The 15996-nt window shown below is 64.1% G+C and carries 11 protein-coding genes and 1 tRNA gene; 6 read left to right on the top strand and 6 right to left on the bottom strand.

Translation table 11 applies throughout. The features are described 5' to 3' along the window. Window positions 1-25: 25 nt before the first annotated feature. Complete coding sequence (gene putA, locus F3H35_RS06840; protein ID WP_149778883.1) at window positions 26-3460, bottom strand: bifunctional proline dehydrogenase/L-glutamate gamma-semialdehyde dehydrogenase PutA; 3435 nt, start codon at window positions 3458-3460, stop codon at window positions 26-28. A 108-nt stretch (window positions 3461-3568) separates the two neighbouring features. On the opposite strand from putA, the gene F3H35_RS06835 reads away from it, so the two are divergent. The 3 genes from F3H35_RS06835 to F3H35_RS06825 all read left to right on the top strand — a co-directional run bounded on the left by F3H35_RS06835 (window position 3569) and on the right by F3H35_RS06825 (window position 4781). Continuing rightward, entirely contained in the window at window positions 3569-4045 is a 477-nt protein-coding gene (locus F3H35_RS06835) for an Lrp/AsnC family transcriptional regulator (RefSeq protein ID WP_007814408.1), read from the top strand. Between the two features lie 32 nt (window positions 4046-4077). Beyond that, the gene (locus F3H35_RS06830) at window positions 4078-4650 is read left to right on the top strand and encodes a tetratricopeptide repeat protein (protein WP_149778882.1); all 573 of its coding nucleotides are present in this window, start codon (window positions 4078-4080) and stop codon (window positions 4648-4650) included. Between the two features lie 45 nt (window positions 4651-4695). Then, window positions 4696-4781 (top strand) — tRNA-Leu (locus F3H35_RS06825). Between the two features lie 172 nt (window positions 4782-4953). Here F3H35_RS06825 and F3H35_RS06820 read toward each other — a convergent pair. The 3 genes from F3H35_RS06820 to F3H35_RS06810 all read right to left on the bottom strand — a co-directional run bounded on the left by F3H35_RS06820 (window position 4954) and on the right by F3H35_RS06810 (window position 7870). Further along, a complete protein-coding gene (locus F3H35_RS06820; RefSeq protein ID WP_149778881.1) occupies window positions 4954-5733 on the bottom strand; it encodes a hypothetical protein in 780 nt (259 codons plus the stop codon). A gap of 366 nt (window positions 5734-6099) precedes the next feature. Next, on the bottom strand, window positions 6100-6888 hold the full coding sequence (locus F3H35_RS06815; RefSeq protein ID WP_007817097.1) for an inositol monophosphatase family protein: 789 nt from the start codon (window positions 6886-6888) through the stop codon (window positions 6100-6102). A gap of 52 nt (window positions 6889-6940) precedes the next feature. Next, entirely contained in the window at window positions 6941-7870 is a 930-nt protein-coding gene (locus F3H35_RS06810; protein ID WP_149778880.1) for a LysR family transcriptional regulator, read from the bottom strand. A 100-nt stretch (window positions 7871-7970) separates the two neighbouring features. Here F3H35_RS06810 and metF point away from each other — a divergent pair, with 100 nt between their 5' ends. After that, window positions 7971-8837, top strand: a complete 867-nt coding sequence (gene metF / locus F3H35_RS06805; protein ID WP_149778879.1) for a methylenetetrahydrofolate reductase [NAD(P)H] — start codon at window positions 7971-7973, stop codon at window positions 8835-8837. Window positions 8838-8938: 101 nt separating this feature from the next. Here metF and F3H35_RS06800 read toward each other — a convergent pair whose 3' ends face one another. Together F3H35_RS06800 and F3H35_RS06795 are read right to left on the bottom strand one after the other, a co-directional pair. Further along, window positions 8939-11233 (bottom strand): xanthine dehydrogenase family protein molybdopterin-binding subunit, encoded by a 2295-nt coding sequence (locus F3H35_RS06800; RefSeq protein ID WP_149778878.1) that lies wholly within the window; start codon window positions 11231-11233, stop codon window positions 8939-8941. A gap of 74 nt (window positions 11234-11307) precedes the next feature. Beyond that, entirely contained in the window at window positions 11308-12438 is a 1131-nt protein-coding gene (locus tag F3H35_RS06795) for a type III PLP-dependent enzyme (RefSeq protein ID WP_149778877.1), read from the bottom strand. 113 nt (window positions 12439-12551) lie between these two features. On the opposite strand from F3H35_RS06795, the gene F3H35_RS06790 reads away from it, so the two are divergent. Together F3H35_RS06790 and F3H35_RS06785 are read left to right on the top strand one after the other, a co-directional pair. Continuing rightward, window positions 12552-12986, top strand: a complete 435-nt coding sequence (locus tag F3H35_RS06790; RefSeq protein ID WP_149778876.1) for an Lrp/AsnC family transcriptional regulator — start codon at window positions 12552-12554, stop codon at window positions 12984-12986. A gap of 77 nt (window positions 12987-13063) precedes the next feature. After that, a complete protein-coding gene (locus F3H35_RS06785; protein ID WP_149778875.1) occupies window positions 13064-15991 on the top strand; it encodes a valine--tRNA ligase in 2928 nt (975 codons plus the stop codon). Window positions 15992-15996: the final 5 nt, after the last annotated feature.

Raw genomic sequence — 15996 nt, 5'->3', positions numbered from 1 at the left:
TCAGGCGCTTGGTGGGGCTGACCTCTCAGGCCATACCCCCCAGAAGCGCCGCATTTCCGCCCGCCGCCGTCGTGTCCACACAGACATGACGCTCATGCAGCACATGGCCCGCATCCGGCATCCCGGTGATCAGCGGCAGGATCGGCCCCGCCCTCTCGCTAAGGGCCTGGGCATAGGCGCGGGCCGTGGTCATGTCCTGTCCCCAATAGATCGCGCCCGAGATCCCGCCGACACGGCGCAGCGTCTCGCAGGGCACATGCCCCGTGGCTTCAACGGCGATCCCGCCCAGCTTTCGCACGGCATGGGCCTGCGCGGCGGCGGCTTGCGCCCCCGGTCCCAGACACAGCACCGCCTCACGGGTATGCGTGGTCAGACGGTTGGACTCTCCCGTTGGCCCCGGCAAGACCAGCGCCTCACGGCGCTCGGCCTTGCGCGCATTGGCGTGATCCAGCGCAGCCTGCAGATCCGTCTCCGCCATGTCGCGCGGCCAGGCCTCGTCGCCCATAGGTGCCGTGCGACGCGTGAAGCGCGGCAGGTAATTCGGCCCGCCCGCCTTTGGCCCGGTGCCCGACATCCCCTCGCCGCCAAACGGCTGCGAGCCTACGATCGCGCCGATCTGGTTGCGGTTCACATACATGTTGCCCGCCTTGATCCGGTCGGTGACATGCTGCACCCGGTCATCGATCCGCGTCTGCAACCCGAAGGTCAGCCCGTATCCCGTGGCGTTGATCGCGTCGATCACGCGGTCCAGCTCATGGGCCTTGAAGGTCGCCAGATGAAGTACGGGGCCGAAAATCTCGCGCTCCATCTCACCGATGCCACCCACCCGGATCAGCGTTGGCGCCACGTATGTGCCCGCATTGGGTGTCTTCAACTCGTGGATCAACCGGCCCTCGGCGCGGGCCTGTTGGATATGCGCATCGATCCCGCGCTTGGCCTCGTCGTCGATCACCGGGCCGACATCCGTCGACAGGTGCCACGGCATCCCGAGACGCAGCGCATCCATCGCGCCGATCAGCATCTCGGTAAAGGGCTTCGCGATATCCTCCTGCACATAAAGACAGCGCAGCGCCGAGCACCGCTGCCCCGCCGACTGGAAGGCCGATTCCACGATCGCCTGCACCGCCTGCTCCGGCAGCGCCGTCGAATCCACGATCATCGCATTGAGACCACCGGTCTCGGCGATCAACGGCGCCCCGGGCGCCAGGTTTTCGGCCATCGCGGCGCGGATCTTCATCGCCGTCTCGGTCGAGCCGGTGAAGGCCACCCCGTCCACACGTGGATCGGATGTCAACGCCGCGCCCACATCGCCTGCGCCGGGCAGCAGTTGCAGCGCGGTCTCGGGCACGCCCGCCTTGTGCATCAAACGCACCGCCAAAGCCGAGATGATCGGCGTCTGCTCGGCAGGCTTCGACAGAACCGCATTGCCCGCCGCCAGCGCCGCGCTGATCTGACCGGTGAAAATCGCCAGCGGAAAGTTCCACGGGCTGATGCAGGTGAAAATGCCCACCGCCTCGCCCTCGGGCGCATTGGCCGCGTAATAGCGCAGGAAATCCACCGCCTCGCGCAATTCGGCCACCGCATCCATCACCGATTTCCCGGCCTCGCGATGGATCGCCGCGAACAATTCGCCGAAATTCTCTTCATAAAGGTCGGCCACCTTGTTCAGCACCTCGGCCCGTGTCGCCACCGGCGCATCCCAGGCCTTTGCTGCCGCCAGCGCCGTCTCCACATCCGCCGGGCTGGCCCAGGCGACCGTGCCGGGGCTGTCGGCGGGATCGGCGGGATTGGTGACAGGCTCGGGCGCTTTCGGCGCGGCCTGCCCGGCAAGGATCGGGGCCACGCTCCAGCTGTGGTTGGCGAACGGGCCACGCGCCGCCTCGATATGGTCCAGCGTCGGCTGGTGGCTCAGATCGAACCCCATCGAATTGCGCCGCTCGGGCTGGAACAGATCGGGGCCGGTCGGCAATGCCGGCTGCTCATCCCTCAATGCCTCGAACGGATCGCGGGCAACGGTCTCGGGCGGCACATCCTCGTCGACGATCTGGTTGACGAAGCTGGAATTGGCGCCGTTCTCCAGCAGCCGCCGCACCAGATAGGCCAGCAGATCGCGATGCGCGCCAACGGGAGCATAGATCCGGCAGCGCGTGCCCTCGGATTGCAGGATGATATCGTGCAGCGCCTCGCCCATCCCGTGCAACCGCTGAAACTCGAAGCTGTCCTTGTCATCGGCCATATACAGGATCGCCTCGGCGGTATGCGCGTTATGAGTGGCGAATTGCGGATAGATCCGGTCGGTCATCCCAAGCAGCTTGCGCGCATTGGCGATATAGGAAATGTCGGTCGCCGCCTTCGATGTGAAGACCGGGAACCCCTCGACGCCCTCGACCTGCGCCAGCTTGATCTCGGTATCCCAATAGGCCCCCTTGACCAGCCGCACCATGATCCGGCGATCCAGCCGGGTGGCCAGATCATGCAGATAATCCAGCACATAGGCCGCGCGCTGCCCATAGGCCTGCACGACAACGCCGAACCCGTCCCAGCCCGCCAGCGCAGGCTCGCTCAGCACCGTCTCGATCACATCCAGCGACAGCGACAGGCGGTCGGCCTCCTCTGCGTCGATATTCAGCCCCATGCGCGCCGATTTCGCCAGCAACGCCAGACTGCGCAGACGCGGCACCAGCACATCCATCACCTGATCGCGCTGCGCCACCTCATAGCGCGGATGCAGCGCCGACAGCTTGACCGAGATACCGGGATTGTCGCGGATATCGGCATTGGTGCAGGCCTCGGCGATCGCGGTGATCGCGCGTGAATAGCTCAGGTGATAGCGGGTGGCATCCGCATCGGTGCGCGCCGCCTCGCCCAGCATGTCATAGGAATAGGAATAGCCCTTCTTCTCCATCTCCGCCGCGCGCTTCATGGCCGACTGGATGCTCTCGCCCAGCACGAACTGGCGGCCCATCTCCTTCATGGCGCGGCCCACGGCCGACCGAATCACCGGCTCTCCAAGACGGCGCACCGCGCCGCGCAGATGGCCCACAATCCCTGGGTCCTCGTCCTTGAGCACCTTGCCCGTCAGCATCAGCGCCCAGGTCGAGGCATTCACCAGCGGCGAGGCCGAATGCCCCATATGCTTGCCCCAGTCCGACGGCGCGATCTTGTCCTCGATCAGCGCGTCGATGGTCTGCGCATCCGGCACCCTCAGCAGCGCCTCGGCCAGACACATGAGGGCGATGCCCTCATCGGTCGACAGGCCATATTCCGCAAGAAACACCTCCATCAGCCCCGGGCTGGACTGCCCCCGGATATCGCGCACCAACTGCGCGCCGCGCGCGCAGATCTTCGCGCGATCGGTCTCCGACAGCGCGGCGATCTCGGTCAGCCGCTCGATCGTGGCGGCCTCGTCGGCATAGGTGGCAATGTCGATGGCGCGGCGCAGATCACTGTCATATGGCATGGCGTTTCCTCCAAGTGCATTGACCCATGATACCACCGTGCGATAAGTCATTTCTCCTGATTAACGAGGAACCGCAATCCAAAGCGGACAAAATTACGAGGGTTTGGCATGAAAAACGACCACCCGGAACTGGACCGTTTCGACCGGGCGATTCTCGGCGTGCTCGCCGTGGATGGCCGCATCAGCATAACAGATCTGGCGCGCAGAATCGGACTTTCGAAATCGCCGACCCAGGCCCGCCTCCGACGACTCGAGGCGGACGGGGTCATCACCGGCTACCGCGCGCTCTTCGATCCGATCCGCCTCGGCCTCGATCACGTCAGTTTCGTCGAGGTCCGCCTTCAGGACACCCGCGAGGCCGCTTTGGCCGAATTCAACGCCGCCGTCGCCCGCGTGCCCGAAATCGAACAGGTCCACCTGATCGCCGGGAATTTCGACTACCTGATGAAGGTGCGCACCCAGAACATGTCCGATTACCGCCGCGTGCTGGCCGAACATATCTCGACCCTGCCGCATGTCTCCAACACCTCGACCTATGTGGCGATGCAGGCGGTAAAGGAAAACGCGCTGTCAGATATCATTTGACTGCAGCCGCGGGCGCATCATCTAATGCGCTCATGAAGAATGGTGTTGCGTCAATTATCGCTCTGGCCCTGTCATTGGCCTTTCATGGTCCCGCCCTCGCGCAGGAGCAGACATGCCCGCCCGCCCCCGATCATTCCGCCGCGCTGACCGACCTGATCCGCGCCGCCCAAGCCGCCGAGGATGAACGCAGCGGGCGCATGCTCTCCAACGAGATGTGGGCGCTCTGGTCCGACGCCCCCGACAGCTATGCACAGGAGTTGCTGGACGAGGGGATGTCCCGGCGCAATATCTACGATTACGACGGCGCGATGAAGGCATTCGAGGCTCTGATCGCCTACTGCCCGGATTACGCCGAAGGCTACAACCAGCGCGCATTCATCCATTTCCTGCGCGAGGATTTCTCGGCAGCCCTGCCCGATCTCGACCGGACCCTCGCCTTGTCGCCGCGCCACGTGGCGGCAATCACCGGGCGCGCGCTGACCCTGTCGGCGCTCGAACGCAAGGCCGAAGCGGTGCTGGCGCTCCGCAAGGCGCTCGCCATGAACCCTTGGCTCAGCGAACGCCACCTGTTGCCGGTTCTCGAAGCCGCCGAACAAGAGCTCTGACACCGCTTTACACCCGCCCCCGAACGGATATTGTCCGCGCCCGAGGCCCGCGTGGTGGAATGGTAGACACAGGAGACTTAAAATCTCCAGGCCGCAAGGCCGTGCCGGTTCGAGTCCGGCCGCGGGTACCAGCGCCTCCGACATGCCGGTGACCGCTCGCCTCAGCCCCTCACGCCAAGCGCCGCTGGCCCGAAGCGGTCCGCCTTTAACCTGAGGCATCAGCTCAAGGCGAAACGCATGCAAAGATTGAACAGAGCACTGCATTTCGCGAACATCCCTGAGACAGGTTTTTCGCGAAACGCTTTATTTGTAGTAATCAAGAAAGGAAGGATGCCGCCCGCCCGATGAGGCGCGTTCCAGAACCTTTGGGTCCGCGACCAGCCCGAACAACATGCGTTTCCACCTCAAGGACTGCTCGGCGGACGGGAACGAGGGCTGGGGTCCAAGCCGGCTTTCAAGAACCTCCCTCTCATAGAGACAGACAACCGGATGCACCTCGGATACCGTCAGTTCCGCATAGCCAAGCGCGCGGTGTTTCTGGGTGAATTGCGTGATGATCCGCGAAATATCCGCCAGCTGCGGATGAAAGCTTTCATGCCCGAGATGCCCGTATTTCTTCCACAACATGGCGACCCAGTCATTCGGGATGGTGCAATCGGCGCTGTAGAAAAGATTGATGGTGAAATTGGCGAAGTCGAGCGGCGATCTGGCTTTCGCGAATAGCCGCTGTTTGTAGACATCCACCGACAGCTGGGACACAAGCTGGTAAAGGCGCAGCTGATATTTCGTCAGATTGTCGAAAATGCGAAAGAACGTGGATCTCGAATACCCGGCCTGTTTGACGATATTCGCGATCTTGACCTCCGCCAGACTGTCGGCATGCGCATATTGCCGAATGCCGGCCAGAGCGAACGCCTCCCACCGGTTATCCGCGATATGGTCCGATGCCGCCTTGGCGACCTCATCGGCCCACAGGCTGGTCACAAGGTCCGGCTCTGACAGGAACTCTTCGATGTCGAACCACTCATTGCTTCTGATCCTGTCCAAAAGCGCGGCTTTTTGGGCTGCATCTGGTTTTCTCACCGTGATCCTCTAAAATGCTTGGACGGGCGGAAGCAGGTAACACGCACATATTCGATTTCGTTAAAAACACATGCCCCACGATTAGCTGCGCCGTGGGCCTGTTACAATCCCCACCTCGCGGCATGCTCCTGCAGATACGCATCGCCGATCACACGGGACGCGCAGTGCCGGACCTGCACCGATCCTGTGCCCGCGACGGCCCGCGACGGCCTGTCAGGGCCGGCAAGGCCGGCCCATCCGCAACAGCGCGCGCCGCGTTAACACCGGCCTGCACTGACCTCGGCACCGACGCGATACCGACGTTTTACCGACGTGATACCGAACGCTCTTTTCGCTTGTTTTACCGCGCCTTAACCCTGATTCGGGTTACCGGCCGCGCACCGCCTTGGTGAACTTGTCGAAAATCAGCTCATTGCCGCAAATGACATTGCCATCCGCAAGGATGTCATCGCCTTCGTTCAGCGGTTCGACAAAGCCCCCCGCCTCCTGCACGATGATGATACCCGCCGCCAGATCCCAGGCATTCAGCCGCCGTTCCCAGAAGCCCTCATAGCGCCCGGCCGCCACATAGGCCATGTCCAGCGCCGCCGATCCCCAGCGCCGCACCCCCGCACAGACCGGCATCAGCCGCGCGAGATCCTGCAGCGTCTCGGGCAGGTCCGACCGCCCCCCGAAAGGCAGGCCCGTGGCAAAGATCGACTCGATCATCTTGCCGCGCCCCGACACCCGCAAGCGGCTGTCATTCATCCACGCGCCCTCGCCCTTCTCGGCGAAGAACATCTCGTCCTTGGCCGGATCATAGATCACACCCGAGACGATTTTTCCCTTGTGTTCCAAGGCGATGGACACCGCCCAATGAGGCAGGCCATGCAGGAAATTGGTGGTTCCGTCCAGCGGATCGACGATCCAGCGCCGGGTCGGATCCTCGCCATCCTCGCCGCCATTTTCCTCGGCCAGCCAGCCATAGGTCGGGCGCGCGCCCCTCAGCTCGTCCTTGATGATCTTCTCGACCGCCAGATCGGCGCGGCTCACGAAATCGCCCGCACCCTTCATCGACACCTGAAGCTGCTCGACCTCGCGGAAATCCTTGACCAGCGACCGCCCCGCCTTGCGCGCGGCCTTGATCATGATGTTGAGGTTGGCACTGCCCGGCATCGTATCGGCTCCCATCGGTTCAGGCCGCGCGTATACGCCGCCCCGGCCTTGCTTACAAGGGGCGTTCCCCCTGCACCTCTCCGCGTTGCATCCTGACCGGGATCTCGCGGGCCAGCCGGATCAGGTGCGCGACATAGGGCTTGTCCGCATCATCCTCGCGGATCGCCGCGTAAAGCCTTTTGGTCAAACCCTTTTCCGTGATCGGCCGGGTCACGTAATCGGTGCTGGTGCGCACTTCGCGCACCACCCAGTCGGGCAAGACCGCCACGCCACGATTGGACGCGACCAGCAGCAGGATCACCGCCGTCAGCTCCACCTGCCGGGTCGCACGCGGCTCGACCTTGGCAGGTGTCAGCAGTTCGGTGAACACATCCAGCCGCGAGCGGTCCACCGGATAGGTGATGAGCGTCTCGTCGCGGAAATCCTCGGCCTCCACATAGGCTTTCGCGGCCAATGGGTGCAGGCTCGAGGCCACGAAGACCGGCTCGTAATCGAAGAGCGGCTTGAAGCCGATGCCAGGCAGATCCTCGGGGTCCGACGACACCACCAGATCCACCTCCTCCTTGCGCAGCGCCGGAAGCGCGTCAAAAGCCAGACCCGGCTTGATATCCACATCCACATCCGGCCAGGCCTTGCGGAATCGCTCCAGCACCGGGAACAGCCATTCGAAACAGGCGTGGCATTCAATGGCGATATGCATCCGCCCGGCGCTGCCCTGCCGCAAGCCGCCGAACTCATCCTCCAGCGCCTCGATCTCGGGCAGCACCTTCTCGGCCACCCTCAGCAAACGGTGCCCCGCCGCCGACAGCTTCAACGGCTTGGAGCGGCGCACGAAAAGCTCGACCCCCGCCTGATCCTCCAACCCCTTGATCTGATGGCTCAATGCCGATTGGGTGATGTGCAGAAGATCCGCCGCGCGCGCGATCCCGCCCGCCTGATGGATGGCCCGGATCGTCCTCAGGTGCCGAAGCTCGATATGCATATATTAACGCGCCTCATTGTAACCATGAATATTATGAAGTTGTCTCACAGTGCGGCGCCTGCAACAAGAGGCGAACAATGTAATCCTCAGGATACCTCAGATGACAGCGCCCAAGGTTTCGTTCGAATTCTTCCCGCCCAAAACGCTTGAGGCCTCGTTCCGCCTTTGGGACACCATTCAGGTTCTCGCCCCGCTTGACCCGCGCTTCGTGTCGGTCACCTACGGCGCTGGCGGCACCACCCGCGAATTGACCCGCGAGGCTGTGGGCACGCTCCACAAGGCCACGGGCCTCAACGTCGCCGCCCATTTGACATGCGTCGAAGCCACCCGCGAAGAAACCCTCGCCATCGCCGACAGCTTCCACGAGGCCGGCGTCACCGAGATCGTAGCACTGCGCGGCGATCCTCCCAAAGGATCGGGCGGCTTCACCGCCCATCCGGACGGCTTTGCCAATTCCTGCGAGCTGATCGAAGCGCTGGCCGATACGGGCAAATTCACCATCCGGGTCGGCGCCTATCCCGAGAAACACCCCGAGGCCGCTGACGCCAAAGCCGATATCGACTGGCTCAAGCGCAAGCTGGATGCCGGTGCCGCCGAAGCGATCACCCAGTTTTTCTTCGAGGCCGAGACGTTCTTCCGGTTCCGTGACGCCTGCGTCAAGGCCGGGATCGACGCGCCGATCATCCCCGGCGTCCTGCCGATCGAGAACTGGACCGGCGTGCGCAAATTCGCCACCTCTTGCGGCACCACGATCCCCGCATGGCTCGACGACACGTTCGACAAGGCGATCCGCGACAACCGGCAGGATCTGCTGGCCACGGCGCTTGCCACCGAACTGTGCAGTGAACTGATCGAAGGCGGGGTGGAGCATCTGCATTTCTACACGCTCAACCGCCCCGAACTGACCCGCGATGTCTGCCATGCGCTTGGCGTGACGCCCAAGGCCACCCTTCGCGACGTCGCCTGAGCCGACATCCTGTCATCCCGACATCATCCGGGCCCGTGGTGCAGATCACGGGCCCTTTTTCGTCCCGGCACGGGCCGGGACACATAAGGGGATATGACCCTCTACTCCGCCGCCATCGCGGCGTTCATCATCATCCAGACCCGGTGCGGCGTGAAGGGCATATCCGCCTGCCGCACACCCTTGTCCCAAAGCGCATCCGCCACCGCATTCGCCGTGGCGGCCATGGCGCCCACGGTCCCCGCCTCGCCGCAGCCCTTCATGCCCATCACGTTCGCGGTCGAAGGCACGGCCTCGGTGGCAAAGCGGATCATGGTCACATCATCAGCCCTCGGCATCGCATAATCCATGAAGCTCGCCGTCAAAAGCTGGCCATCCTCGTCATGCACCACCCGTTCGCACAATGCCTGACCGATGCCCTGCACCGCACCGCCATGCACCTGCCCTTCGACCAGCATGGGGTTGATAAGATTGCCGAAATCATCGACCACCGTGTATCGTTCCAACGTCACCTTGCCGGTATCGGGGTCCAGCTCGATCTCGGCCACATGCGCGCCATTGGGAAAGGACCGCGCAGGCAGCGTCGCCGTTTCCTCATGCACCAGAAGATCGGTGCGCCCATCCGCGCGCGCCATCGCCGCCGCCTCGATCATCGTGGGCGTCAGGTTCGATCCGGCTGCGCGGAACGTCTCGTCGTCAAAGCTCACCTCGCGGGCCTCCACCCCCATCTTCTCCGCCAGATAGGGCGTGAACCGCTCGATCATCCGGCTCACCGTCGCAAGCGTGGCGTTGTTCTGCGTGGTGACCGACCGTGACCCGCCGGTGCCGCCACCCGTGGCGATCCGGTCGCTATCCCCCTGCACCACCGAAATCAGATGCGCCGGTATGCCTGTCTGATCCGACAGGAACTGCGCATAGACCGTCTCGTGGCCCTGCCCGTTGGATTGCGTGCCCACATAGATCGTCACGGTGCCGTCCTCGTTGAACTCCACCTTGGCGGTCTCCGACGGATTTCCCAGAATGCTCTCGATGTAATAGCACAGCCCCATGCCGCGCAGCTTGCCGCGCGCCGCGCTCTCGGCCTTGCGCGCCGCAAACCCCGCGCGGTCGCATTCGGCCTCGGCGCGGGTCAGCACCCGGTCGAAATCGCCCACATCATAGGTCTCGCCCGTGGAGGACACATAAGGGAACGCCTCTTTCGGGATGAAGTTGCGCCGGTGCAGATCCCACGTGTCCACGCCCAATTCGCGCGCCGCGCGGTCCATGATCCGCTCCAGCGCATAGATCGCCTCGGGCCGGCCCGCCCCGCGATAGGCATCGACCTGCGTGGTGTTGGTGTAATAGCCCTCGACATGCAAATAGGTGTCCTGCACGTCATAGACCCCCATCAGAACCTTGGAGAAAAGCTCCGACTGGATCGCCTGCGCCATCGTGCTGTTATAGGCGCCCAGATCCACCCGGCTGTCCACACGGTAGGCCGTGATCTTCAGATCGGCATCGAACGCCATCATCAGATCGTGATCCAGCCCGCGCCCGGCATTGTCGCTCAGCATGGTCTCGGTGCGATCCGCCATCCAGCGCACCGGCCGCCCCAGCTTGCGCGCGGCATGGGCCACCAGATAGGTTTCAGGATAATCCATCGCCTTGGTGCCGAACCCGCCGCCCACATCGGGGTTGGTCACGCGAATATCGTCAGGCGACAGTCCCAGAACCCGCGCCAGATTGCGCTTGGTGCCCCAGACGCCCTGCCCGTTCACCGCCAGATGCAGGCGGTTGCCCTCGATCTCGGCATAGCAACCGCGCGGCTCCATCGGGTTGGCGATGATCCGGTTGTCATGCAGGCTCATGCGCACCACATGCGCCGCACGCGCCACCGCCGCCTCGACCGCCGCTTCGTCGCCCATGCCCCAGTCAAAGGCACGGTTGTCCGGCGCCTCGTCATGCAGGGCCGTGCCGCCGGGACCGATCTCCATATGGGCCGGCAGATCCTCGAGCTCCATCTCGATCAGCTCGGCGGCATCGCGCGCCGCCACGAGACTCTCGGCCACGATCAGGGCCACAGGCTCGCCCACAAAGCGCACCCGCCCCTCGGCCAGGATCGGCCTGCGCGGGGCCGCGCCCTTGGTCCCGTCCCTGTTCTGCACAAGGTTGAAGGCCATCCCCTCGGTCACGCCATCCTGCGCCAGATCGTCCGCTGTCAGAACCAGATGCACGCCGGGGGCTTCCCTCGCGGCCTCGACATCCAGCGCCGTGATCTCGGCATGGGCCACCGGGGCGCGCAGCACATACGCCACCAGCGCGCCTTTCGGGGCGATATCATCCACGTAGCGGCCATGACCGGTGAGAAATCTCTGATCCTCGACCCGTGTCACCGGCTGGCTTTTGCCGAACTTGTCCATGATCCGCCCTTTCGCATGTCTGCCGCATCGTCAGGGCGGACCCTAGCGGGACGGGCCGACATGTCCAGAGCCAGTCACATAAGATCGGCCACCGTGACCATATCTTCCAACCCGTAGCCGTTGAAACGCGTGGTCAAGCTGCGCGAATAGGCACCCATGCCATCAAAGAGAACATAATCCCCCTCGGCGATATCCCCCGGTAGCGGCAACGGTTCGGGCAGCCGGTCTAGGCTGTCGCAGGTGGGGCCAAAGACGACACGCGGCACCGGGGCGCCTTGGCGTGCGCGCCCCTGCGGATCGATCACCCGAAGCCGGCCCGGCGCGCCGATATCGCGCATCTCCATCAGCCCGCCATAGATGCCATCGTTCAGGAACACCGCACCACAGGCGCGCAGCGCCTTGACCCGGGTGGCCAGCGTCAGCGCATCGGCCACCATCGCACGGCCCGGCTCGCAAACGAGCCTTGGCGCCTGTGCCCCGAAACAGCGATCCGTCTCGGCGCGGATATGCACGAATATCGCCTCCAGATCGGGCGCGTCTCCGCCGCGATGCGAGGCAAACCCACCCCCCACATTCAGCCGCGCGATCTGCACCTTCGCCGCGCGCGCCACCTCTGCCGCCGCTTCGATATACGTCCCCCAAGCCGCCGGATCGGCGCATTGCGTGCCCGGATGAAAGGTGATCGCCGGAACGAAGCCGCGCTCGGCCACCTTGCGCAACAAGACCGCAGCGCGCTTGGGCTCAAGTCCGAACTTCTCACCGAAATCATACGCCGCCCCTTTGACCGGCAAGGCAAGGCGCACAGCGATTTCCGTGCTTCTCGGCAAACTCTCGAGCTTGTCCAACTCCCTTGGACAATCCACCGAACAGGACGCCACGCCATAGGCTCGCGCCACCGCGACCTCATCAACCGAGCGGACGGGATTGTTGTAATGCAGCGCCGCATCGCCACAGACCGCGCGCACCGCGGCCATCTCCTGCGGGCTGGCCACATCGAAGGCGCGGATGCCCGCCGCCACCAGATTGGCAAGCACCTCTTCGCCCGGATTGGCCTTGACCGCATAGGTCACCAGCCCATCGAACCCCCGCTGAAACCGCCGCGCCATGTCCTGCAAGGCCGCGGGGCTGAAATAAAGCTGCGCGGTATCGGGCCGGTGTCTCACGATATGGGCTATCGGTGTCGCCCAGGTCGGTGTCTCGCGCATGTCGGTCCTCTGTTCGCCTGCCTGTTTCTTGAAGTGTGCCGCCAAAAGGCGTCGATTCCGCGCGTCAGATTGCATAAACTGACTCTCGTGATCGCCAGAATGACGGAGCCATCATGCAAATCGACGACACAGACCGCGCCCTCATCGCCCTTCTGGCCGAAAACGCGCGGGCGCCGGTCGCTCTTCTCGCGCGGCGGCTGGATCTGGCGCGCACCACCGTGCAGGCCCGGCTGGACCGGCTCGAATCCTCGGGCGTGATCCGGGGCTACACCCTGCGCCTTGCCGACAGCCAGCGCGCGCCGCTACGCGCCACGGCCCTGCTCAGCATCGAGCCGCGCAGCGCGCCGGCGGTTCTGGCCCGGCTCAAATCCCTGCCCGGCGTCAAGACCGTGCACACCACCTCGGGCCGGTTCGATCTGATCGTCGGGCTCGAGGCGGACACCACCGAGGCACTCGACGACACGCTCGACCGGATCGGCGAAACCCGAGGCGTCAAGGGCTCGGAAAGCCTCATCCACCTGTCCACCAAGCTTGATCGCAGCACCTGAGCCTTAACCGCTTCCACTCGCGCGCCAGTTTCGCTAAGGGGGTCGGGACCAAGCGGAATGACCACGGGATCAAGACCATGGCGATGGAAAAGACCTTCAACGCAGCACAGGCCGAAGGCCGCATCTACGAGGCATGGGAACAGACCGGCGCCTTCAAGGCCGGCGCCAATGCCAGACCCGGCGCCGAGCCGTTCTGCATCATGATCCCGCCGCCCAACGTGACGGGCAGCCTGCATATGGGCCATGCGTTCAACAACACGCTGCAGGATATCCTGATCCGCTGGCACCGGATGCGCGGCGATGACACGCTGTGGCAGCCGGGGCAGGATCACGCCGGCATCGCCACGCAGATGGTCGTCGAACGCAAGCTGGCCGCCGAAGGCCAGCCCGGCCGCCGCGAACTGGGCCGCGACCAGTTCCTCGAAAAGGTCTGGGAATGGAAAACCCAATCCGGCGGCACGATCATCAATCAGCTCAAGCGCCTCGGCGCCTCCTGTGACTGGTCGCGCAACGCCTTCACCATGTCCGGCGCCCCCGGCGCCCCCGCCGGTGAAGAGGGCAATTTCCACGACGCCGTCATCAAGGTCTTCGTGGACATGTACAACAAGGGGCTGATCTATCGCGGCAAGCGGCTGGTCAACTGGGATCCGCATTTCGAAACCGCGATCTCGGATCTCGAGGTCGAGAATATCGAGACCCCCGGCCATATGTGGCACTTCAAATACCCGCTGGCCGGCGGCGAGACCTATACCTATGTCGAACGCGACGAGGACGGCAATGTCCTGTTCGAGGAAGAGCGCGATTACATCTCGATCGCCACCACGCGCCCCGAAACCATGTTGGGCGATGGCGCCGTCGCCGTTCATCCATCGGATCAACGTTACGCGCCAATCGTCGGGAAACTCTGCGAGATTCCCGTTGGCCCCAAAGAGCACCGCCGCCTGATCCCGATCATCACCGATGACTACCCCGATCCCGATTTCGGCTCGGGCGCGGTCAAGATCACCGGCGCGCATGACTTCAACGACTACGAGGTGGCCAAGCGCGGCAACATCCCGATGTACCGCCTGATGGACACCCGCGCCCATATGCGCGACGACGGCCTGCCCTATGCCGAGGCCGCCGCCCGCGCGCAGGAGATCGCCAATGGCGCCGCCTTCACTGCCGCCGAGGTCGATGCGCTCAACCTCGTGCCCGATCACCTGCGCGGGCTGGACCGTTTCGAGGCGCGCGCCCGCGTGATCGCCGAAATCTCCCATGAGGGCCTCGCCGTCATGGTGCCTGAAAACGACCCTCGTCTGGGCAAGGCCGCCCACACGCCCGTCGCCCCCGAAGAAGGCGGCGACCCGCGCGAGCTGTCGCTTGTCCCACTGGTCGAATCCAAGCCCATCATGCAGCCTTTCGGCGACCGCTCGAAAGTCGTGATCGAGCCGATGCTGACCGATCAATGGTTCGTCGACACCGCCAAGATCGTCGGCCCCGCGCTCGATGCCGTGCGCTCGGGCGAAACCACGATCATGCCCGATGCAGACCGCAAGGTGTATTTCCACTGGCTCGAAAACATCGAGCCATGGTGCATCTCGCGCCAGCTGTGGTGGGGGCACCAGATCCCGGTCTGGTATGACGAGGACGGCACCCAGTATTGCGCCGCCTCCGAAGAAGAAGCCATCGCCATGGCCGGCGGCAAGGCGCTCACCCGTGACGAGGATGTGCTCGACACATGGTTCTCCTCTGGCCTCTGGCCCATCGGCACGCTCGGCTGGCCCGACGACACGCCCGAGCTGCAAAAATACTTCCCCACATCGGTCCTGATCACCGGGTTTGACATCATCTTCTTCTGGGTCGCCCGGATGATGATGATGCAATACGCCGTCGTGGGGCAAAAGCCGTTCAGCCATGTCTATGTCCACGCCCTTGTCCGCGACGAGAAGGGCAAGAAGATGTCCAAATCGCTCGGCAACGTGCTGGACCCGCTGGACCTGATCGACGATTACGGCGCCGATGCGGTGCGCTTCACCCTCACGGCGATGGCCGCCATGGGCCGTGACCTGAAACTGTCGAAAGACCGGATCGCGGGCTATCGCAACTTCACCACGAAGCTCTGGAATGCCGCGCGCTTTGCCGAAATGAACGGCGCCACCGGCAGCGACGGCACCATTCCGCAACCCGACGCCACCGTGAACAAGTGGATCATCGGCGAAACCGCCAAGGTCCGTGAAACCGTGGACGAGGCACTTGCGGCCTTCCGCTTCAACGATGCCGCCAACGCGCTTTATGCCTTCGTCTGGGGCAAGGTCTGCGACTGGTATGTGGAATTCTCGAAGCCCCTTCTTCTGGATGGCGATGACGCCACCCGCGCCGAGACACAGGCCACGATGGCATGGGTCATCGACCAGTGCCTGATTTTGCTGCATCCGATCATGCCCTTCGTCACCGAAGAGCTCTGGGGCACCCTTGGTAGCCGCGCCAAGATGCTGGTCCATGCCGATTGGCCCGACTACACCAGCGCCGATCTGGTCGATGCACAGGCCGACCGCGAAATGAACTGGGTCATCACCCTGATCGACGCGGTCCGCTCTGCACGGTCGCAGGTGCATGTGCCCGCGGGTCTCCATGTGCCGCTCCTGTGCACCGAACTTGATGCCGCAGGTCAGCGCGCCTGGGACAACAATCAGGCGATGATCACCCGGCTGGCCCGGATCGGCGAGTTTACCCATGTCGAGGCACTCCCCAAGGGCTGCATCACCGTCGCCGTCGAAGGCGGCAGCTTCGGGATGCCGGTGGCCGATATCATCGACGTGGCCGAGGAAAAGGCCCGGCTGGAAAAGACCCTCGGCAAGCTGGAAAAGGAACTGGGCGGTTTGCGCGGTCGGCTGAACAATCCCAAATTCGTCGCCAGCGCCCCCGAGGACGTGGTCGAAGAGGCGCGCGAAACCCTCGCCCTGCGCGAAGAGGAAGAGGGCAAGCTGCGCGCAGCACTCGGCCGATTGGCCGAACTTGGCTGAGGCTC

The sequence above is a fragment of the Roseovarius litoreus genome, assembly GCF_900142765.1.
In the GTDB taxonomy this organism is placed as follows: domain Bacteria; phylum Pseudomonadota; class Alphaproteobacteria; order Rhodobacterales; family Rhodobacteraceae; genus Roseovarius; species Roseovarius litoreus.
This window is presented reverse-complemented; position numbering and strand designations above follow the sequence as displayed.